The 18794-nt window shown below is 70.2% G+C and carries 19 protein-coding genes; 9 read left to right on the plus strand and 10 right to left on the minus strand.

Annotated features, from left to right (window positions below):
* Nucleotides 1–51: 51 nt before the first annotated feature.
* Together ABZW60_RS05010 and ABZW60_RS05015 are read left to right on the plus strand one after the other, a co-directional pair.
* Nucleotides 52–573 carry a SigE family RNA polymerase sigma factor gene (locus ABZW60_RS05010; protein ID WP_355474142.1) on the plus strand — a complete coding sequence of 174 codons (522 nt, stop codon included), beginning with the start codon at nucleotides 52–54 and terminating at the stop codon, nucleotides 571–573.
* A gap of 1 nt (nucleotide 574) precedes the next feature.
* Complete coding sequence (locus tag ABZW60_RS05015; protein ID WP_355474144.1) at nucleotides 575–1288, plus strand: hypothetical protein; 714 nt, start codon at nucleotides 575–577, stop codon at nucleotides 1286–1288.
* Here the strand turns inward: ABZW60_RS05015 and ABZW60_RS05020 are convergent.
* Complete coding sequence (locus ABZW60_RS05020) at nucleotides 1278–1892, minus strand: hypothetical protein (protein ID WP_355474146.1); 615 nt, start codon at nucleotides 1890–1892, stop codon at nucleotides 1278–1280. The two genes, ABZW60_RS05015 and ABZW60_RS05020, sit on opposite strands and share 11 nt — an antisense overlap.
* 19 nt (nucleotides 1893–1911) lie before the next feature.
* Nucleotides 1912–2811: a GIY-YIG nuclease family protein gene (locus ABZW60_RS05025; RefSeq protein WP_355474148.1), complete on the minus strand. Its 900-nt coding sequence runs from the start codon at nucleotides 2809–2811 to the stop codon at nucleotides 1912–1914.
* Between the two features lie 169 nt (nucleotides 2812–2980).
* Between ABZW60_RS05025 and ABZW60_RS05030 the strand changes: the two genes are divergently transcribed.
* Together ABZW60_RS05030 and ABZW60_RS05035 are read left to right on the plus strand one after the other, a co-directional pair.
* Nucleotides 2981–5998, plus strand: a complete 3018-nt coding sequence (locus tag ABZW60_RS05030) for a PQQ-dependent sugar dehydrogenase (RefSeq protein WP_355474150.1) — start codon at nucleotides 2981–2983, stop codon at nucleotides 5996–5998.
* Nucleotides 5999–6040: 42 nt separating this feature from the next.
* Nucleotides 6041–7168, plus strand: a complete 1128-nt coding sequence (locus ABZW60_RS05035; RefSeq protein ID WP_355474151.1) for a serine hydrolase domain-containing protein — start codon at nucleotides 6041–6043, stop codon at nucleotides 7166–7168.
* On the opposite strand, the gene ABZW60_RS05040 is transcribed toward ABZW60_RS05035, so the two are convergent.
* Nucleotides 7165–7806 (minus strand): DUF998 domain-containing protein, encoded by a 642-nt coding sequence (locus ABZW60_RS05040; protein WP_355474153.1) that lies wholly within the window; start codon nucleotides 7804–7806, stop codon nucleotides 7165–7167. The two genes, ABZW60_RS05035 and ABZW60_RS05040, sit on opposite strands and share 4 nt — an antisense overlap.
* Before the next feature lie 176 nt (nucleotides 7807–7982).
* Between ABZW60_RS05040 and ABZW60_RS05045 the strand changes: the two genes are divergently transcribed.
* Nucleotides 7983–9323, plus strand: a complete 1341-nt coding sequence (locus ABZW60_RS05045) for an FAD-binding oxidoreductase (protein WP_355474154.1) — start codon at nucleotides 7983–7985, stop codon at nucleotides 9321–9323.
* On the opposite strand, the gene ABZW60_RS05050 is transcribed toward ABZW60_RS05045, so the two are convergent.
* Nucleotides 9320–10159, minus strand: a complete 840-nt coding sequence (locus ABZW60_RS05050; RefSeq protein WP_355474156.1) for a hypothetical protein — start codon at nucleotides 10157–10159, stop codon at nucleotides 9320–9322. The genes ABZW60_RS05045 and ABZW60_RS05050 overlap by 4 nt on opposite strands.
* A 162-nt stretch (nucleotides 10160–10321) precedes the next feature.
* On the opposite strand from ABZW60_RS05050, the gene ABZW60_RS05055 reads away from it, so the two are divergent.
* The gene (locus ABZW60_RS05055; protein ID WP_355474157.1) at nucleotides 10322–11083 is read left to right on the plus strand and encodes an endonuclease/exonuclease/phosphatase family protein; all 762 of its coding nucleotides are present in this window, start codon (nucleotides 10322–10324) and stop codon (nucleotides 11081–11083) included.
* On the opposite strand, the gene ABZW60_RS05060 is transcribed toward ABZW60_RS05055, so the two are convergent.
* The gene (locus tag ABZW60_RS05060) at nucleotides 11068–11535 is read right to left on the minus strand and encodes a GNAT family N-acetyltransferase (protein ID WP_355474159.1); all 468 of its coding nucleotides are present in this window, start codon (nucleotides 11533–11535) and stop codon (nucleotides 11068–11070) included. The two genes, ABZW60_RS05055 and ABZW60_RS05060, sit on opposite strands and share 16 nt — an antisense overlap.
* Nucleotides 11525–12904, minus strand: a complete 1380-nt coding sequence (locus ABZW60_RS05065; protein WP_355474161.1) for an MFS transporter — start codon at nucleotides 12902–12904, stop codon at nucleotides 11525–11527. The genes ABZW60_RS05060 and ABZW60_RS05065 overlap by 11 nt, the downstream gene beginning before the upstream one ends.
* Before the next feature lie 115 nt (nucleotides 12905–13019).
* On the opposite strand from ABZW60_RS05065, the gene ABZW60_RS05070 reads away from it, so the two are divergent.
* Nucleotides 13020–13592: a TetR/AcrR family transcriptional regulator gene (locus ABZW60_RS05070; protein ID WP_355474163.1), complete on the plus strand. Its 573-nt coding sequence runs from the start codon at nucleotides 13020–13022 to the stop codon at nucleotides 13590–13592.
* On the opposite strand, the gene ABZW60_RS05075 is transcribed toward ABZW60_RS05070, so the two are convergent.
* Nucleotides 13593–13955, minus strand: coding sequence for a cupin domain-containing protein (locus ABZW60_RS05075; protein WP_134003445.1), 363 nt, complete (start codon nucleotides 13953–13955; stop codon nucleotides 13593–13595). It abuts the gene before it with no gap.
* A gap of 49 nt (nucleotides 13956–14004) precedes the next feature.
* On the minus strand, nucleotides 14005–15156 hold the full coding sequence (locus tag ABZW60_RS05080; protein WP_355474165.1) for an MFS transporter: 1152 nt from the start codon (nucleotides 15154–15156) through the stop codon (nucleotides 14005–14007).
* Nucleotides 15157–15224: 68 nt separating this feature from the next.
* On the opposite strand from ABZW60_RS05080, the gene ABZW60_RS05085 reads away from it, so the two are divergent.
* Both ABZW60_RS05085 and ABZW60_RS05090 read left to right on the plus strand, forming a co-directional pair.
* On the plus strand, nucleotides 15225–15749 hold the full coding sequence (locus ABZW60_RS05085) for a gamma carbonic anhydrase family protein (RefSeq protein ID WP_355474167.1): 525 nt from the start codon (nucleotides 15225–15227) through the stop codon (nucleotides 15747–15749).
* A gap of 9 nt (nucleotides 15750–15758) precedes the next feature.
* Complete coding sequence (locus tag ABZW60_RS05090) at nucleotides 15759–16322, plus strand: DinB family protein (RefSeq protein ID WP_355474169.1); 564 nt, start codon at nucleotides 15759–15761, stop codon at nucleotides 16320–16322.
* A 5-nt stretch (nucleotides 16323–16327) separates the two neighbouring features.
* On the opposite strand, the gene ABZW60_RS05095 is transcribed toward ABZW60_RS05090, so the two are convergent.
* Both ABZW60_RS05095 and ABZW60_RS05100 read right to left on the minus strand, forming a co-directional pair.
* Complete coding sequence (locus ABZW60_RS05095; protein ID WP_355474170.1) at nucleotides 16328–16993, minus strand: response regulator; 666 nt, start codon at nucleotides 16991–16993, stop codon at nucleotides 16328–16330.
* Entirely contained in the window at nucleotides 16990–18636 is a 1647-nt protein-coding gene (locus ABZW60_RS05100; protein ID WP_355474171.1) for an ATP-binding protein, read from the minus strand. The genes ABZW60_RS05095 and ABZW60_RS05100 overlap by 4 nt, the downstream gene beginning before the upstream one ends.
* Between the last annotated feature and the right edge of the window lie 158 nt (nucleotides 18637–18794).

An 18794-nucleotide genomic window follows, 5' to 3' on the forward strand; every position in this document is an offset into this window, starting at 1 on the left:
CGAATCCCGCGCCGGCGCGTTCATTGCGCAGCGCGAGATGAGGAGGCCGGGTTGGACAGCGACGCAGAGGCGGACTACACCGCCTTCGTGACCCATCACGCCAACGCCATGTGGCGCACGGCGTACCTGCTCTGCGGTGACCGGCGGCGTGCGGAGGACGCGACCCAGGAGGCGCTGCTGCGGCTCTACCGGCGCTGGCCGAAGATCCGCAAGGGCGGCGTGGTCGCGTACGCACGGAAAGTGGTCGTTTCCGCGACCCTCGACGCGCTCCGCCGCCGGTCGAGCACCGAACTCGTCGGCGGCGACACCTACTTCGCGGCCGAGGCGGATCCGACCGATCACGTCCGGCGGGCCGAGCACCGGCTGGTGATCACGCAGGCGCTCGCCGAGCTCCCCGACCGGCAGCGGGCGTGCGTCGTGCTGCGGTACTTCGACGACCTGTCCGTCGACGAGACCGCCGACGTCCTGGGCTGCCGGCCCGGGACCGTGAAGAGCCAGACGATGCGCGCGCTCGACAAGCTTCGGCAGCACCCCGCCCTCGCCGGGCTGGACCTCGCGGAACTGGGAGGCTGATATGACGACCCACCTCAAGGAACTGATGACCGAGGCCGTCGACGCCCAGACGGCGTACGTCCCCGATCTGGACGCCCTGGTACGGACGGGCCGGCGGCAGGTACGCCGACGCCGTACGGCCGGTGTGCTGGCGACGATCGCCGCCGTCGCGGTGGTGGCGGGTGCGACCACGGTCGCGGTCGACACGATCCACCGGTCGAGCGAGGTCCCCGTCGCGCCGAGCACGACCGGACCGTCCGTCGGCCCCGACGGCAGTACCGGCCTGTGCACGACGGCCGACGGCACGCCGGTCCCCGCGTGGAACCGCTGGACGCTCGTCGTCTACGCCGAGGACGACTTCGGGATGTCGATGGTCTACCGGTCGCCCGACGACCCGAAGGTCGTGGCGTTCTGCACGACCCAGCGCGGCGACGGCGCCGCACGGTCGGTCGTGCCGGGTGGGGCGGTGCACGGCATCATCCTGCGCAAGAACGCGACGCAGGAGCTGACCGGATCGAGCGTGACGAGCGTGTTCGGCAGTGTGGAGCGCGAGCCCATCGGGTATCCGGTGGTCAGGGTCGAGACCGCCGACGGTCACGTCGGCCTCGCCGAGGTCAAGGACGGCTACTATGTGTACCGCCGCTTGGAGCACTCGCAGTGGCCCGGACCAGTTCCGCCCGTGACCGTCCGGTTCAAATACCCCCACCAAGCGGTGACCTGGAAGATCAGCCGGTGATCCTGCCGGCGAGCTCCTGGGCGGTGTCGCGGGTGTAGGAGCCGGAGATCTCGATCTTGCCGCCGGCGATGGCGGATTGGACGGACGGTGCGGCGACGACCTGGCCGTGGACCACGATCGCGAGCTGGTTCGCTGGTGGTTGCTGCTGGGCTACGGCGGCGGTGAGCTGCTCGAAGAGCTTGGCGCCTTCCGTATCGAGCGTCAGGCCGACGTACCAGCCGCCGGCGCCGTTCTCCTGGATCGCCGCCTTCACCTCGGACACGTTGCTGCCGTCGAGTTCGACCTTGCCGAGCGTGTAGCGGGTGCCCTTGTCGTCGCAGGCCGTTCCCGAAGGCGCCGGGGTCGGGCAGGTGCCGGGCTTCGCGGTGAGTACGCGGCGGAACTCGACCGCCGCGGGATCGGACGGCTTGGTCCGCGCCGTCGGGGTGGACGAGTGCGCTGCCGGCTTCCCGTCGTCGCGGTTCAGGAACAGCACGAGGCCGGTCGCGACCACGGCGACGAGCACCAGGAGGAGGCCGCCGACGACCACCAGAGGCACCCAGGTGCGACGAGGAGCAGGCGGCGGAAAGCCTTGGTACTGCGGCGGGACCGGCGGCTGGGTCATGGGACCCAATGCTAGGTAATCAGGAAGTCACCGTGAGCAGGCGAGCAGCCAGCTCGGCGTTGCGCAGGGCAAAGGTTCGCCACAACTCCGGCGTCTCGGCGACCCGTTTCCGCGCCGCCGCCTCGCCGGCCGCGCGCTGCGTCCACGTGCACATCCGCCCACCGCGCAGCTCGAACCGCACCAGTACGCCGTCCGCCCACCCGTACACGTCCGCGTCCCGCGGCTCGAGCCACGCGACCTTCTGCTCGGCACAGATCCAGTCGAGCGCCTCGATCTCGCCCTGCACCTTGGCCGCGAACTCGTACCGCAGTTCCGCCGACGCCCGGTCACGCCGCCGTACCAGCTCGTCCCGCAACGCCGCGACCGCGGCCGGATCGCGTGACAGGACGGCGATCGCGGTCCGCGCCAACCCGTCGCGATCCGACGGGCCGATCCCGAACAACCGCCCGAACTCCTCGGCCGAGCCGTCACCCGCGACGGTGTACTGCAAGGGCAGGACCCGGTGTAACCCGGAGATCGCCTGCCGGATCCGCAAGCCGCCGAGGTACGGACCGAAGTGCGGCGCGGTCCCGCTGACCGTGTGCTCGAAGCGCAAGCCTGGCTTGGATCCGTCGTCGAGCCGGATGTAGCCGACCACCTCCGCGCCGCCCTCGACCCGGTTCCAGCGCGGCTTGGTGTGTTCGAGCAGATTGCGTTCGAGCCATGCCGCTTCGTGGTCGGAGTCGCACCAGACACCTTCCACGCGGGCGATCCGCCGGACCATCCGCCGCAGATGCGGGCGGTCGCCGAGGTTCACCCAGTACGACTGCACGCGCCGCCGCAGGTTGCGCGCCCGCCCGATGTACAGGACCTTCCCGGCGTCGTCCCGGAAACGGTAGACGCCAGGGCCTGTCGGCAACTCCCGGACGGTGCGGATCATCAGCCCAGTGTGCCCGGTCCGACCGGCCGAGTGACCATCCGGTGGATTGTTTGAAACGAATGCAGGCCGGGGCTTGCGCGGGATCTCTGCTGGACGTCATCCTGACGCGATCCGAGTGCCCGCAGGGGGTTGTGGGGACGGGCGCCGGACCGTGGGCCTGGGGGCTTCTGTGAGGATTTCTGCCCAGTGGCTGCGCCGTGCGCTGTCCACTTTGTGCGTCGTACTGCTGCTACCGGTCGTCGCCATCACGCCGGCACGGGCTGCAGTCACGCCCACCGGTTTCAGTGAGCAAGTGGTGTTCACCGGGCTGAACAGTCCGACGAACGTCGCGTTCTCGCCGGACGGCCGGGTGTTCGTCGCGGAGAAGAGCGGCCTGATCAAGGTCTTCGACTCGCTCGACGATCCGACGCCGAGTGTCTACGCCGACCTGCGCACCGAGGTCCACAACTACTGGGACCGCGGGCTGCTCGGTCTCGCGCTGCATCCCGGTTTCCCCACGGATCCACGGATCTACGTGCTGTACACGCATGACGGCCTGATCGGCGGGACGACGCCGAAGTGGGGTACGCCGGACACCGACGCGGATCCGTGCCCGTCGCCGCCCGGTCCGACCGCGGACGGCTGCCAGGTCAGCGCGCGGCTCTCGGTGCTCAACGCGAACGGCGCCGAGCAGGTGCTCGTCGAGGACTGGTGCCAGCAGTACCCGAGCCACTCGATCGGCTCGATCGAGTTCGGCCCGGACGGCTACCTGTACGCCGGCGGCGGTGACGGCGCGAGCTTCAACTACGTCGACTACGGCCAGGACGGCTACACCGCGACCGACGTGACACCCGACAACCCTTGTGGCGACGGGCCGGCGCCGGTCGGCGCGACCCTCACACCGCCGACCGCCGAAGGTGGCGCGCTGCGCGCCCAGGACCTGCGGACCTCGGGCGATCCGGCCACCCTCGACGGCTCGATCATCCGCATCGACCCCGAGACCGGCCAGGCCGCGCCGAACAACCCGTTGATCGGCAGCGCCGACCTGAACGCGCGTCGGATCGTTGCGCAGGGCCTGCGCAACCCGATGCGGTTCACGTTCCGGCCGGGCACGAACGAGCTGTGGATCGGCGATGTCGGGTACTCGACATGGGAGGAGATCGACCGCATCGTCGCACCGGCCGCCGGCGTCACGAACTTCGGCTGGCCGTGCTACGAAGGCGCCGCCCGCCAGCCCGGGTACGACGGCGCGAACGTGAACATCTGCGAGAACCTGTACGCCGCCGGCTCGTCTGCGGTCGCGGCGCCGTACTACGCCTACAAGCACAGCGAACAGATCGCCGGAACCTGTTCGACCGGCAGCTCGTCGATCTCCGGACTGTCCTTCTACAAGGGCGGGAACTACCCGACGGCGTACGACGGAGCGCTGTTCTTCAGCGACTACAGCCGCAAGTGCGTGTGGGCGATGATGCCGGGCAGCAACGGCCTGCCCGATCCCGCGAACATCCAGCTTTTCGCGTCCGGGTACGGCATGACGCGGCTGCAGACCGGCCCCGGCGGCGACCTGTTCACGGTCGACTACGACAACGGCCGGATCGTCCGCTACGTGTACAACGGCACGAACAACCCGCCGACCGCGGTGATCCAGGCCGACCCGTCGAGCGGGCCGACGCCGTTGACGGTGACGTTCGACGGGACCGCGTCGAACGACGCCGACGGCGACGCGCTCACGTACGCGTGGGATCTCGACGGCGACGGCGCGTACGACGACTCGACGGCCGCGACCGTGCAGCACACATATACGACCACCGGCACCGTGACCGCGCGGCTCCGGGTGTCCGACGGGACGGCGAGCAGTACGACGTCGGCGCAGATCAACGTCGCCAACACCGCGCCGACCGCGACGATCACGTCCCCCGGCCCGGCGATGACCTGGAAGGTTGGCGACCCCATCAACTTCTCGGGCTCGGCGACGGATCCCGAGCAGGGCACGTTGCCGGCGTCCGCATTGACGTGGTCGCTGATCATGCACCACTGCCCGAGTGACTGCCACACGCACACGATCACGTCGCTGACCGGGAGCGCCGGTTCGTTCACGGCGCCGGACCACGAGTATCCGTCGTACCTGGAACTGAAGCTGACGGCGCGGGACGCTCAGGGGCTGACCGACTCGAAGAGCGTGCGGCTCGATCCCAAGACCGTGGCGACGACGTTCACGACCACGCCGGCCGGGTTGCCGGTGACGGTCCAGGACAAGAGCGGCGCGAGTCCGCTCGGTGCCACGACGATCATCGGTTCGAGCGTGTCGGTCGCGACGGATCCCGTGCAGAACGTGGCGAACCAGCTCTACCGGTTCGGCCTCTGGTCCGACGGCGGGGCGCGCGACCACAACCTGATCGCGCCGGCGACGCCCGCGACGTACCGGGCCGCCTTCGCCACCAAGCGGAACCTCGCCCGCGGCCGGCCGGCTGTTGCCTCGAGCGTCTATCTCGCCGGGCGCGAGGCGTCGAAGGCCGTGGACGGTTCGATGAGCACCGCCTGGTCGAGCGCGCGGACGGACCCGCAGTGGTACCAGGTCGATCTCGGCTCGGTGCAGGTGGTCAACCGGGTGATGATGAACTGGCTGTCGACGGCGTACGCGAAGGCGTACCAGATCCAGGTGTCCGGCAGCGGGCGCACGTGGAAAACGGTGGCGTCGACGGTCGGCGGCGACGGCGGGACGGACAACCTCAAGTTCGCCGCGAACTACGCGCGGTACGTCCGGATCGTCGCGACGAAGCGGGCCGTTGCCGGGAGCTACTACTCGTTCTGGGAGTTCGGGGTGTTCCAGGACACCGGTCCCGCGACCGGGATCGGCGGCAAGTGCGTCGACGTCTACCAGGCGCTGACCGCGGACGGTACGCCGACGACGCTCTACACCTGCAAGGGCTCGGCGAACCAGCAATGGACTCCGTCGACCGACGACGGCACCATCCGCACGATGGGCAAATGCCTGTCCGCGCGCGCGACCGCCGTCAACACGCCGGCGGTGTTGTGGACGTGCGACAACTCGGCCGGTCAACGGTGGATCCCGCAAACCAACGGCGCGTTCGTCAACGCCGCCTCGGGTCTGTGTCTCGACGCCGCGGACGGGTCCAGCGCGAACGGCACGAAGCTGATCCTCAACACCTGCAACAGCGCACTGAACCAGAAGTGGGTGCTGCCGTAATTCGATCGTCGGCACGGCCGTTCCGGATCTATCGTCGTGCCCATGAGTCAGGGTTGGGCGGATGACGGGTTCGGCGCGGTCGCGGACGCGTTCACGGAGAACTTCTCGCGGTTCCCGGAGCTGGGTGCGGCGGTCAGCGTGTACGCCGGCGGGCGCCGGGTGGTCGATCTCTGGGGCGGCGACGCGGCGCCGGGGCGGCCGTGGACGCGCGACACCGTCGTACCGGTGTTCTCCTGCGCGAAAGGCCCGGTGAGCATCGTCGTCCACCTGCTGGCGCAGGAGGGGCGGCTCGACCTGGACGCGCCGATCGGGACGTACTGGCCGGAGTTCGTTGCGGAGGGCAAGGACGCGGTCACGTGCCGGATGGTGCTCGGGCACCGGGCCGGGATCCCGGTGCTGGACAAGACGCTGACGTTCGACGAGATCGCCGCCTGGACGCCGGTGATCGCGGCGATCGAGGAGCAGAAGCCGCTGTGGGAGCCGGGGACGACGTTCGAGTACCACGGGCACGTGTTCGGGTTCGTGCTCGGTGAGGTCGTCCGGCGGATCACCGGGCAACTGCCCGGCGCGTACTTCCGGACCGTCATCGGCGATCCGCTCGGGCTGCGGGCGTGGATCGGGCTGCCGGCCGCGGAGCTGCCGACGCTGGCGCGCCTGGAGGAGGCCGCGGGACGACCGCCGGGGCTCGACCCGGAGCACCTGTTGATGCGGATCGTCACGATGAACGGGGCACTCGAGTTCCCCGGTCTCGACGTACCTCATGGGTGGAACGATCCCGATCTGCTGGGGATGGAGCTTCCCGGAGCGGGCGCCGTCGCGTCCGCGAGCGGTCTGGCCGGCGCCTACGCCACCGCCGTAACAGGCATCGACGGCTCGCCGCGGTTGCTGTCGCCGGAAACCATCACCGACGCGGTGCGCGAGGTGTCGTCCGGCACCGGCTTCCTCGGCTTCGACGGCGGCGCGCGCTGGGGCTCAGGTTTCCTCCTGAACTCCCCCTTCCGCCCGACCCTCGGCCCCCGCAGCTTCGGCAACGACGGCGCCGGCGGCCAGTTCGCCTTCGGCGACGACGAGCACGGCATCGCCTTCGCCTACACCGCCAACCGCATGCTCGGCCACGGCGACCCCCGAGCCACCCACCTCATCAACGCCCTCCGCACCTGCCTGAGCTAGCGCTTGTCGAGGGTGATTGTGGTGAGCCAGGTCCAGCCGAGGATGACCGCGAGGTCGAAGGCGATGATGGTGGGGCGGCTGCCGGCGCCGGCGTTGAGGCCTGCGAAGGCGGCGAAGAAGAGGATGCCGGTGGCGGTGGAGAAGCGGGCGAGGGTCCGGCGGCCGAGGGCGCGGTAGTGCGCGGCGAAGACCAGGCAGGCGGCGATCAGGCCGGAGAAACCGATGGTGCCGGCCACGAAATGGCCCATGCCGCGGGTGCTGATCTCGGCGTAGTCGGCCGGCGTGCCGACCGGGAAGCCGGCGCCCGGGTCGGCCGGGAACGCGGCGGCCAGCAGCAGCCCGACTCCGTACGCACCGACAAGCCGCGGACCCCAGACACGCCCGCGTCCGGACGTCGTACGCCGGAGGCCGACCGCCGCCCCGATGCACAGCAGGCCGCTGACGATGAAGTTCGCGGTCTGGATCCAGCCGGGACCGCCGTTCGCGAGCAGGCTGGCCGGGTGCCGGGTGATGTCGAAACCTTCCCGGGTGAACGCCTGGATGAGCCAGGTCGCGACGTACAGCGGTCCGGCGACGGCACCGCCGGTGAGCAGCGCGCGGGTGGAGATCCGGGCGGCCGGGAGCGTCACAGTAGTCATGGCAGAAGTCCTTTCACAGGGGCTGACTCTCACCCCTGCGTCGACCGGCCCGCGCGGAAATCGACACCCCTGACGAAATAGGCCCCCGGTGTGTGATGTCTGGTTGGTCACGTCACATCCGGGCGGCGGCGAGCGTCAGGTGTTTGTTCGATGAGGGCAAACGCAAAGGGAACGTCATGAGCGCTGTAGTCGAAGGATTCGCCGGCGAGATCGTCGGGCCGCAGGACGAGGGGTACGACGCCGCGAGCCGGACCGTGCTGGTCGGGGGCAGCCCGGCGTACGTCCTCAGGCCTGCGAGCGTCGAGGACGTACAGAAGGCCGTCCGGTACGCCGCTGCCGGCGGGCTGCCGCTCGCGGTGCGCGGCGGTGGACACTCCTTCCCAGGATTCGGGACGAACGACGGCGGGGTGGTGATCGATCTCGGCCGGCTGGCGGGGATCGAGCTGGTCGACAAGGAGCGGCACGTCGTCCGGATCGGCGGCGGCGCCACCTGGGGACAGGTCGCGGCCGCGCTGACGCCGCACGGGCTGGCGATCTCGTCGGGTGACACCAAGAGCGTCGGCGTCGGCGGGCTGACGCTGAGCGGCGGCATCGGCTGGAAGGTCCGCAAGTACGGCCTGGCGCTGGACAGCCTCGTCGCGGTGGAGCTCGTGACCGCGGCGGGCGACGTCGTCCGGGCATCCGCGGACGAGAACCCCGAGCTGTTCTGGGCGGTTCGCGGTGGCGGCGGGAACTTCGGGGTCGTGACCGCGTTCGAGTTCGCGGCGCACCCGACGACGGACATCTTCTTCGGCAAGCTGAGTTTCCCGGCCGCCGAGATCGCGGACGTGCTGCCGCGGTGGGCGGAGTACCTGCGGACGGCGCCCGCGGAGCTGAGCTCGATCGCGGCGTTCGCGAACCCGTTCCTCGGCGGCCCGGAAGCCCCCTTGGAGATCCAGGTCGCGTACGACGGTGACGACGCGGAGCTCGCCGCGCGGGCGATCGACCCGATCCGCGCGCTCGGTACCGTGATCGCCGACGACGTCGCGCTGACGCCGTACGCCGAGGTGCTGGTCGACGGCCTGGTGCCGCCGCCCGGCATCCAGCTCGTCACCCGGAGTGCCTTTGTCGACAAGGATTCCGTGCCGGAGGTCCTGCGGATCCTCGCCGAGACCGGCACGTCGCAGGGCTCCCCGGTCATCGCCGTGCGCAGCGTCGGCGGCGCGGTGGCGCAGGTCGCGGACGACGCGACGGCGTACGCGCACCGTCAGGCGGAGCTGATGTTCATCACCACCACGATCGGTCCGCCGCCGGTGATCGAGGCGACGCGTCCGGCCCGGCAGCAGTTGTGGGACCGCCTCAGTCCGCACCTCCGCGGCGCGTACGCGAACTTCCTGTCCGGCGCCGAGGACGCCGACGTCGCCGCGGTCTACCCGGCCGCGACGTACGACCGGCTGGCGGCGGTGAAGCGCGAGTACGACCCGGAAAACGTGTTCTCCGGCAACCACAACGTGCGACCGGCCGCCGGGCAGGGCTAGGCAGCTTCGCGATGCAGCCCGATCGCGGCGACGACGATCGCGACCGCCAGGACCTCGGCGGGCCGTGGGATCTGTCGCAGGACGACGGCACCGATCACCGTCGCCGTGGCGGGCAGCAACGCCAGCATCAACGCGAACGTCGACCGCTGCAACCGCGCCATCGCCAACTGGTCCGCGACGTACGGAATCACCGACGAGCAGACGCCGACTCCGACCGCCGCGGCCAGCAGGCCGATGTCGGCGAAGGCCGGAACCGCAGCCCAGGCACCGACCGGTAGCGCGAGCACCGTCGCCGTGCCCATCGCGAGCGCGAGTCCGTCGATCCTTCGCAGGCTCGCCGCCCGCGACACCCGATGCCCGAGGACGACGTACGCCGCGAACAGGATCGCGTTCGACGCCGTGAAGACCAGCCCGGCCCAGTCGTCGGACAGACGGATGTCGGTCAGCAGGTAGACGCCGACCGCGGCGAGCAGGACCGCGAGCACGTTCCGCGCGCTGCGCACCGCGATCGCCGCCAGCACGATCACCGGCGCGAACTCCGCTGCCGCGACCGTGCCGAGCGGGATCCGGTCGATCGCCAGGTAGAAGCAGCTGTTCATCAACGCGAGCACCGCACCCCACGCGACGACCAATCCCCGGGTCCGCATGTCCAGCGCCCGCCAGGCCCGCCATGGACGCCGCCAGATCGCGAAGATCAGACCGGCCGCGGCGATCCGCAGCCAGGCGACGCCGAGCGGTTCGATGCGCGCGAACAGCAGCACCGCCAGCGCCGGGCCGAGGTAGTGGAAGGTCGCGCTGACGACAAAATAGGCCTGCGGCGGAACGGTTCTTCGCACCCGGCTCACGCTAGGAAACGGCCTGCCGGACGACCATGCCGTTCCGGAAAGCCCGCGGCCGTGGAGCTTTCCGTTCCGGAAAATGACCCGGTACTCGGAAATACTGCGCGTATGCGTCGATCGGGGATGTTTGCCGCGCTGGCCGGGTGTCTACTTCTTGTCGTGTCACCGTTGACCGCGCACGCGAAGGTGGAGGCCACGACCGTGAAGACCCTGACGTTCAACATCCACCACGGCGCGGGTGTCGACGGCAAGCTCGATCTGGAGCGGGTCGCGAAGACGATCGAGGCGTCGGGCGCCGCGGTCGTCGGGCTGCAGGAGGTCGACAAGTTCTTCGACGCGCGCAGCAACTGGGTGGACCAGCCGGCCTGGCTGGCGGCGCGGCTGAAGATGAACTACGTCTTCGCCGCCAACCTGGACTGGGATCCCGCGGAGCCGGGCAAGCCGCGCCGGCAGTACGGGACGCTCGTGCTGTCGAAGCACCCGATCGTCGACTCCCGCAACAGCCTGCTGCCGCTGCACGCGGGCAGTGAGCAGCGCGGTCTGCTCGAGGCCTTGATCGACGTGAACGGTACGCCGCTGCGCTTCGCCGACACGCACCTCACGACGATCAACGACGGCGAGCGCCTGGAGCAGGTGAACGCGATCGTCGCGCTGCTGAAGGACGCCGCGGAGGCGACGCTGCTGGTCGGCGACTTCAACGCCGTACCGACGTCGACCGAGGTCAGGACGCTGACGACGCACTGGACCGACACCTGGCCGGAGAAGGGCTTCGGACTCGGGCTCACCAGTCCCGTGCCGTTGCCGACCAAGCGGATCGACTACCAGCTGCACAGTTCGCAGCTGGTGACGACCGCGGTCACGGTCCCGGTGAGCTTCGCGTCCGACCACCTTCCGGTCGCGGCGACCTATTCGCTCAGCTGACGCTCGTACGCCTCCGGGCTCCAGCCGGCCACGGTCTTCGTGACCAGCTTGGCGCCCAGGCGTTCGTAGAAGCGGTATCCGGCCGTGTTCTCCAGACGCAGCCCCCAGCCGATCGGCAGCCGGTCGGGCAGCGCCAACCGGGCCAGCCCCAGCATCAGCTGCCGTCCGACACCCGCGTCGCGGAACTGCTCCCGGACATAGAGGTCGTCCAACGCCAACTGGTCACCGCCCACCCACAGGTACGGCCGGCGCAGCGCGGAAACGTAGCCTGCCACGTCGCCGTCGACCTCCGCGATCAGCACGACCACCTCCTCGCGCCCGAGGAACCCTTGCCAGTCCGCGACACTCGCGGTCATGTACGCGCCCTGGTCCTGGTAGTCGGCCAGCTCCCCCAGCATCGTGTGCACGGCTTCCGCATCCGCGACGGCAGCGCGGCGGATCTCAATGGACATGAACCCCTCCGGTCGAAGGCTTGAACGCCGGTACGACGACCAGCGCGAGGACTGCAGCGACCGCCGCGGTGACCGCGGCGAACGTGAACCCACGGGTGAAACCGGTCGACACCGTCCCCGCGAGACTCGCCGCCGCGACACTCGACACGACAGCGACGCCGAGCGACGCGCCGAACTCGTGGAACGTGCTGAGGATCCCGGACGCCAGCCCGGCCTCACGATGGTCGATCTGCGCGAAGGTCGTGGTCGACGCCGCCACGAACGTGGCACCGAGCCCGACCGTCCCGACGGTCATCCCGATCACGACCACGGCAGTACCCTCCCAGATCGCGGGGACAGCCACCCCGGCCGCGGTGATCAGGAACCCGGCGATCGCGACCGGCCGCGCACCGGTCCGGCCGACGAGGTGCCCGGCCACCTGGGCGCCGACGATCGCCGCGACCGCCACCGGCAGGAACAGCAGGCCGGTGCGCAGGGCGCCGTACTGCTGGAAGTGCTGCAGGTAGAACGACCCGAGGAAGAACATCGAGATCATCAGCGCGGTCGCGACCAGGATCATGAACGTGCCGGCGGTGACAGGGCGACGGCTGAAGATCCGCAGGTCCATCAGCGGCGACCGCACGGTGCGCTGGACCCAGGCGAACACGCCGTACAGCACGAGGGCTCCGGCCAGCGTGCCGAGCGTCGCGGCCGACAGCCAGCCGTGGTCGCCGGCGTTGATCAGCGCGTAGATCGCCGTACCCGTGCCGGCGGTGACCAGCAGCGCACCCGGTACGTCGAGGCGTCCCGGCTGCTCGCTCGGACGGTCGACGGGCAGCATCCGGAGCAGCAGGGCGAACACGACCAGCCCGATCGGCAGGTTGATGTAGAACACCCATTGCCAGCCGGGACCCGCGGTGAGCAGACCGCCGAGCAGTACCCCGATCGCGGAGCCGCCACCGCCCATCGCCGACCAGATACCGAGGGCCTTGTTGCGCTCCTCCGCGTCGAACGTTTTCGTGACGACGGCCAACGCCGCCGGCGAGAGCATCGCGGCACCGATGCCTTGCGCGACCCGGCCGCCCAGCAGGACTCCCGGCCCGGTGGCGAGCCCGGTGACGAGCGAGGCGAGCGTGAACACCATCAGGCCGGTCAGGACGACGCGACGGGAGCCGAACAGGTCGGCGGCGCGACCGCCGAGCAGCATCAGGCCGCCGAACATCAGTGTGTAGGCGCTGACCACCCAGGTCAGGGTCTCGCGCTGGAGGTGCAGGTCGGTCTCGATGTTCGGCAGCGCGATCGCCACCACGGTGACGTCGAGGATCAGCATGAACTGCGCGACGGCGAGCAGCCCCAGCAGTCGCCACCGCCGGGGGTCGGGTTGAGTCATGGTCTCGTCCTTAAGTTGAACATGTGTGTACGGGTTATGCGGGTACGGTAACTCGTACACTGGTGTTCGACAAGAGGAATTCGTACAGTGGTGTTCAAGATCAGGGAGGTCCCGGATGGTTGTCACCACCAGACGCGCGGACGCGCAGCGCAACATCACGGCGATCCTGACCGCCGCGGCCGAGTGCCTGAGCCGCGATCCGGCGGTCAGCACGTCGGAGATCGCAAAGGCGGCCGGCGTCGGGCGCGTGACCCTGTACGGGCACTTCCCGTCCCGGGCCGAGCTGGTCGACGCGGTGTTCGTGCAGGCGATCGCGACCGGCGAGGAGACGTTGGGGCAGGTCGATCTGAGCGGGGACCCGCGGGCGGCGCTGACCCGGTTGATCGAGTCGAGCTGGCACCTGGTCGACCAGTACCGGGCGCTGCTGATGGCGGCTCAGGACGCGCTGCCGCCCGGCCGCGTGCGTGAATTGCACGCCGATCCGATGGCCCGCGTGGAGCGGCTGCTCGAACGCGGCCGCACCGAAGGAGCGTTCCGCACCGACCTGCCGACGTCATGGCTGGTCAGCGTCATGCACAACGTGATGCACGGCGCCGCCACCGAGATCCAGGCCGGCCGGATCACCTCCGACGACGCCGCGCCGTACATCACCGCGACCCTGCTGGCCGCGTTCACTCCCCCGGAGTAGCTACTCCAGCCAGGTGGTTTCGAAGGTCGGGTTGGCGTGGATGTGCACCGCTTCGTAGCCGCCGGGGCCGGTCCGGAACTTGTGCGGCGTCTCGGCCGGGACCACCAGGATCTGGCCGGCCTTGCCGACGATCTCCTCGGTGTCGACGGTGAATGTCGCCGAACCACGCCGGATGATGAACGTCTCGGCGTACGGGTGCAGGTGCAGCCGTGGCCCGACACCCTCCTGCGTGGTCGACTCGAGAATCAGCGAGACTCCGGCACCACCCGGCAGCTCGGTGTAGTTCTCGGTCCACTCCTCGCCGTCGTCCCGCCCGTCGGCCCGGCTGATCACCGCGGCACCCGATTTCGCGATCTCCGTCATGCCACCCTCCTCGATCGATCCTGTCACCGTAGCCTCGTACCAGGCTCTTTCACATCCCTTTCACCGTCGGGCGAATCCGGCTCCCGACCAGCCGCCCCGCGACCGGGGCGAGGGCAGCAACGACCACCGCGAGTACGGCGACGCTCGCCAGCGCGGCCGGCAGCGACCAGGCCGACGAGAGCGCGCCGACGGCCGCCGGGCCGACCAGGAAGCCGAGGTAGGCGATCGTGGTCACCACCGCGATCGCCCCCGCGCGACGCTCCGGCCCGGCCCAGGCGCCCGCCATTCCGATGATGGTCGGCGCGCACACCGACGTACCGAGGCCGGCGATTCCGATACCGGTCAGTGCCGCCCACGGGGTGCCAGCCGAAGCCGCGACGAGCGATCCGATCGCGGCCACAGCGGCGCCGATGACCAGGAGCGGTACCGGCTGGATGCGCTTCAGGAACGCGTTGCCGGCAAAGCGGCCGGTGGCGGCTGCCGCGGCGAAGACCGCCGGTGCGATCGACGCGAGGCCTGCCGGGGCGTTGAGTGAGGTGTCGAGGTGGACGGCGCTCCAGCTCTGCCAGGCGTTCTCGACCAGGTAGGCGAGTGCGCACAGCGCGCCGAGGACGAGGAGCACGGGCTGCAGTCCGGCGCGCTCCGGCTTCTCGCTGGTGGCCGTCCGGACGGTCTTCGTTGCTCCGGGCGCGAGGGCGACGATCGTGGTGATCATGATCAGCGCCGCCGCGCCACCGAGCACCGGCAGCGCGCCGGCACCGGCGGCCCGGAGCCCCGCCGTACCGAGGCTGGCCACCACGACCGCGACCGAGAACATGCCGTGGGCGAGGTTCATCACCGGGCGTTGCGTGACTGCCTCGGCATGCGATCCGGCCGCGTTGATCGCCACGTCCGTCGCGCCAGAGGTTGCTCCCAGCAACAACAGCGCGGCGCTCAGCGAGACGACGGATCCGGCCAGCGCCGGCAGTACGCCGCAGAGCGCGAACAGCACCATCACGACCGGCAGCACGACACCGCCGTACCGGTCGATCAGGTAGCCGGTCAGCCGCATCGACACCAGCGCCCCGAGCCCGATCATCAGCAGCGCCACACCGAGCTCACCGTCGCTCACCCCGGCGCCCGCCCGGATCGCGGGCAGGATCGCGCCCCACGCGCCCCAGAACAGACCGAACGCTGCGAAGCCCGCGACTGGTTTACGCATCCGCACACCCTAGTTGGGGCCGGAGGCCTCGGCGGCGAGCGGGACCACGCTCACCTAGGCTGTGCTGCATGCCGCTGTACTCGTTCGAAGGTAAGCGTCCGACCGTTCACCCCGACGCGTGGATCGCGCCGACCGCCACCCTCGTCGGCGACGTCGTCGTCGAGGCCGGGGTGTCGATCTGGTACGGCGCCGTGATCCGCGCCGACCTCGGCACGATCACGATCCGCGCCGGGGCGAACATCCAGGACAACACCGTCATCCACGTCGGCCACAACGGCTGCGAGATCGGCCCGAACGCGACCGTCGGCCACCAGTGCCTCGTCCACGACTGCACCATCGGTGAACAGGCCCTCGTCGGCAACGGCGCGATCGTCCTGGACGGAGCGGTGGTCGGCGAGCGCTCACTGGTCGCCGCCGGCTCCACCGTCACACCCGGCTCGGTGATCCCACCCGAGTCGGTCGCCATGGGCAGCCCCGCCAAGAAGATCATCCCGCTGGACGGCACCGCCAAGCTCTTCGTGGACCACAACGCCACCGTCTACCACGCCCTGGCCGAACGCCACGCCGCCTCCGTAGAACTGGTCGAGGACTAGCCGGGCAGCATGATCGACGAGTTCGCGAAGGGCTACCTGCACGACAGTCTCCGCTGGGTGCGCCAGTCCCTGGTGTCCAAGGTCGACGGCCTGTCCGAGTACGACGTACGGCGGCCGCTCACCCACACCGGCACCAACCTCCTCGGCCTGATCAAGCACCTGACGATCACCGAGGCGCGCTACCTGGGCGAGATCTTCGACCGCCCGTACGCCGACCCGCTCCCGAGCTTCACCGACCCCGGCTACGCGAGCCACGACCACCTCTGGGTCACCGAGCACGAGACGCGCGCGCAGATCCTCACCAACTACGACCGCGCCTGCGCGCACGCCGACGCGACCATCACCGCACTCCCGATCGACGCCCGGGCCACCGTCCCTTGGTGGCCGCGGCCTGAGGTGATGCTCTTCAACGTCATGGTCCACGTCCTCACCGAAACCAACCGTCACGCCGGGCACGCCGACATCCTCCGCGAACAACTCGACAACACCGCGGACACCGACCCCGACATCGACTGGCCGGCCCACCGCGCCCAGATCGAACAAGCCGCCCGCGCCGCCGACTCCTCCCACTGAAGCCGTCAGGCTCTCCAGGTGTAGCGGCGTTCGGGGCGGCCGGTGGTGCCGTAGCGGAGGGTTACGTCGGTTCGGCCTTGGGCGGCGTAGAACTCGAGGTAGCGGCGGGCGCTGACGCGCGAGATGCCTACTTTTTCGGCGCATTCGGCGGCCGACAGGCTGTCGGGGGTGGCGCGGAGGGCGGACGTGACCAGGTCGGCGGTCTCCTGGCTGAGGCCCTTCGGGAGGCGGTTGACCAACTGGCGGGTGGGAGCGAGGACGCGGTCGACGTCGGCCTGGGAGGTGACCTGGTCGGGGACGCTGGCGCGGCGGCGCTCGTACTCCTGGAGCCGGGTCCGGAGGTCCTCGAAACCGAAGGGTTTCAGCAGGTAGTTGACGACCCCTTGCCGGACGGCGCCGCGCACCGCGTCGGCCTCGCGGGCGGCGGTGATGACGAGGATGTCGACGTCGGGCCGGACGGCGCGCAGCCGGGCGATCAGGTCGAGGCCGAAGACGTCGGGGAGGTAGAGGTCGAGCAGGACGAGATCGGGAGTCAGGTCGGCGAGCGCGGCGACCGCCTGGTCGCCCGAGTTCGCCGTGCCGACGACCTCGAAACCGTCGACCCGGTCGACGAACCCGCGGTGGATGCGGGCGACCATGAAGTCGTCGTCGACGACCAGGACCGTGATCATCGGGCTCCTTCCGGGGTCCGCTGGGTCGACATCCGCGCCACGAACGCGGCGCCGCCCTCGGACAGGTTGGTGACCGCGACCTCGCCGCCGCGGCGCCGGCAGATCAGGCGCGTCATCGCCAGGCCGATCCCGCGCTCGCCCTCGGCCGCGGCCTTGGTGGTGAAGCCGTGCGCGAACACCTCCTGCGCCAGCTCCGGTGCGATGCCGGGGCCGGAGTCGCGGACCACGATCTCCACGCTCGTCGCGTCCTGCCGGAGCTCGACCTCGACCCACGCGGGCGACAGCGGCGTACCGGACTGGGCCGCAGCGTCGACGGCGTTGTCGACCAGGTTCCCGAGCACGGTCGCGATATCGGCGGAAAGCTCCGGATCAAGACGCAGCAGCGTGGTCCGCTCGGACACCCGGAGCTCGACCCGGCGCTCGGCCGCGAGGGAGGACTTGGCCATCAGCAGAGCCGCGACCGTCGTGTCGTGGACCCGCCGCGTCACGGTCAGGTCGAGCGATTCCCGGTACCGGTTGAGCGCGCCGACGTACGTGACCACCTCGTCGTACTCCCCGATCTGGATCAGCCCCGAGATCGTGTGCAGCTGGTTCGCGAACTCGTGCGTCTGCGCCCGCAACAGCTCGGCGGACGAACGGAAGGAGCCCAGCTCCCGCTCGAGTTGCGCGAGCTCGGTCCGGTCCCGCAGCGTGGTCACGGATCCGAGCGACCGCCCGTCCTTCAGCACCTCCATCCGGTTCATCACCAGCACCCGTCCACGCCGTACGACGACCGCGTCGCGCGCCTCGTCGTCGCCGGCCAGTACCTCGCGCAGCCGCCCCTCGATCCCCAGGTCACGCAGCGACTTGCCCACCGCGCCGGACGGCAGGTCGAGCAGCCGCCGGCCGACATCGTTCACCAGCGTGACGCGCAGATGGGGGTCCAGGGCAACGACCCCTTCGGCGAGCCCGTACAGCATGGCTTCGCGGTGCTCGGCCAGGCCGGCGATCTCCCGCGGTTCGAGTCCGAGCGTCTGCCGCTTGATCCGGCGCGCGAGCAGCCACGACCCGAGCAGCCCGAGCACGCAGGCGATCCCGAGATAGATCGCCAGGTACGACGACGCGCCCCGCAACCGCTGCAGGACCGACGGAGAACGCTCGCCGACCATCACGGTGCCGATGTGGTCACCGAGCGTCCCGTCCGGATTGCCGAACTTGTCCTTGCCCTCGCTCAGCACCGGGACCTGAGCGACCAACTCCATCCCGTCGTCGCCCCGCAGCTGTCCGGACCAGCCCTTCCGCACGTCAGGATCACCCAATGTGAGCTTGGTCCCGATCAACGTCACATTGGTTGCCGCGATCACCTTTCCTGCGGCGTCGGCGACCGTGATCGAGGTGACGCCGGACTGCGCGATGCTGGTCTGCAGGGCCGGCGCGAGCATCTCCGCGGGCGCCGGGTTGCGGATACTGAACCGCAGGGCGGGGCTCGCCGACAGCTGCTCCGCGAGCAGTGTCACCCGGCGGCCCTCGACCCGGTTGAACGTGGCGGCCGACTGGGCGAGCGAGACCGCGGCGACGGCGACGAGCACGACCACCACGATCGCCAACTGCAGCACGAGCAGCTGCCCGGCCAGGGTTGGCCGTCCCCGCAGTCTGATCGCCATGGTCACCTCCTCTGTCACCTCGTCGCCTTCCGCACCGCATGATCACCGCTCGAGCGCCCGAGTGCCACACTTCACTCAGGTTCCCCTCGTGACCACAATGAACTCAACCACCGCTGCGGCCACAATGCAGACGCCCGTACCCCCGGAGGTCCACGATC

This window comes from Kribbella sp. NPDC003557 (genome assembly GCF_040610805.1).
Lineage (GTDB): Bacteria > Actinomycetota > Actinomycetes > Propionibacteriales > Kribbellaceae > Kribbella.

Coding starts and splice junctions, on each gene's coding strand:
- ABZW60_RS05015 (WP_355474144.1), top strand. CDS start 575: ATGACGACCCACCTCAAGGAACTGATGACCGAGGCCGTCGACGCCCAG.
- ABZW60_RS05020 (WP_355474146.1), bottom strand. CDS start 1,892: ATGACCCAGCCGCCGGTCCCGCCGCAGTACCAAGGCTTTCCGCCGCCT.
- ABZW60_RS05025 (WP_355474148.1), bottom strand. CDS start 2,811: ATGATCCGCACCGTCCGGGAGTTGCCGACAGGCCCTGGCGTCTACCGT.
- ABZW60_RS05035 (WP_355474151.1), top strand. CDS start 6,041: ATGAGTCAGGGTTGGGCGGATGACGGGTTCGGCGCGGTCGCGGACGCG.
- ABZW60_RS05040 (WP_355474153.1), bottom strand. CDS start 7,806: ATGACTACTGTGACGCTCCCGGCCGCCCGGATCTCCACCCGCGCGCTG.
- ABZW60_RS05045 (WP_355474154.1), top strand. CDS start 7,983: ATGAGCGCTGTAGTCGAAGGATTCGCCGGCGAGATCGTCGGGCCGCAG.
- ABZW60_RS05060 (WP_355474159.1), bottom strand. CDS start 11,535: ATGTCCATTGAGATCCGCCGCGCTGCCGTCGCGGATGCGGAAGCCGTG.
- ABZW60_RS05065 (WP_355474161.1), bottom strand. CDS start 12,904: ATGACTCAACCCGACCCCCGGCGGTGGCGACTGCTGGGGCTGCTCGCC.
- ABZW60_RS05070 (WP_355474163.1), top strand. CDS start 13,020: ATGGTTGTCACCACCAGACGCGCGGACGCGCAGCGCAACATCACGGCG.
- ABZW60_RS05075 (WP_134003445.1), bottom strand. CDS start 13,955: ATGACGGAGATCGCGAAATCGGGTGCCGCGGTGATCAGCCGGGCCGAC.
- ABZW60_RS05080 (WP_355474165.1), bottom strand. CDS start 15,156: ATGCGTAAACCAGTCGCGGGCTTCGCAGCGTTCGGTCTGTTCTGGGGC.
- ABZW60_RS05085 (WP_355474167.1), top strand. CDS start 15,225: ATGCCGCTGTACTCGTTCGAAGGTAAGCGTCCGACCGTTCACCCCGAC.
- ABZW60_RS05090 (WP_355474169.1), top strand. CDS start 15,759: ATGATCGACGAGTTCGCGAAGGGCTACCTGCACGACAGTCTCCGCTGG.
- ABZW60_RS05095 (WP_355474170.1), bottom strand. CDS start 16,993: ATGATCACGGTCCTGGTCGTCGACGACGACTTCATGGTCGCCCGCATC.
- ABZW60_RS05100 (WP_355474171.1), bottom strand. CDS start 18,636: ATGGCGATCAGACTGCGGGGACGGCCAACCCTGGCCGGGCAGCTGCTC.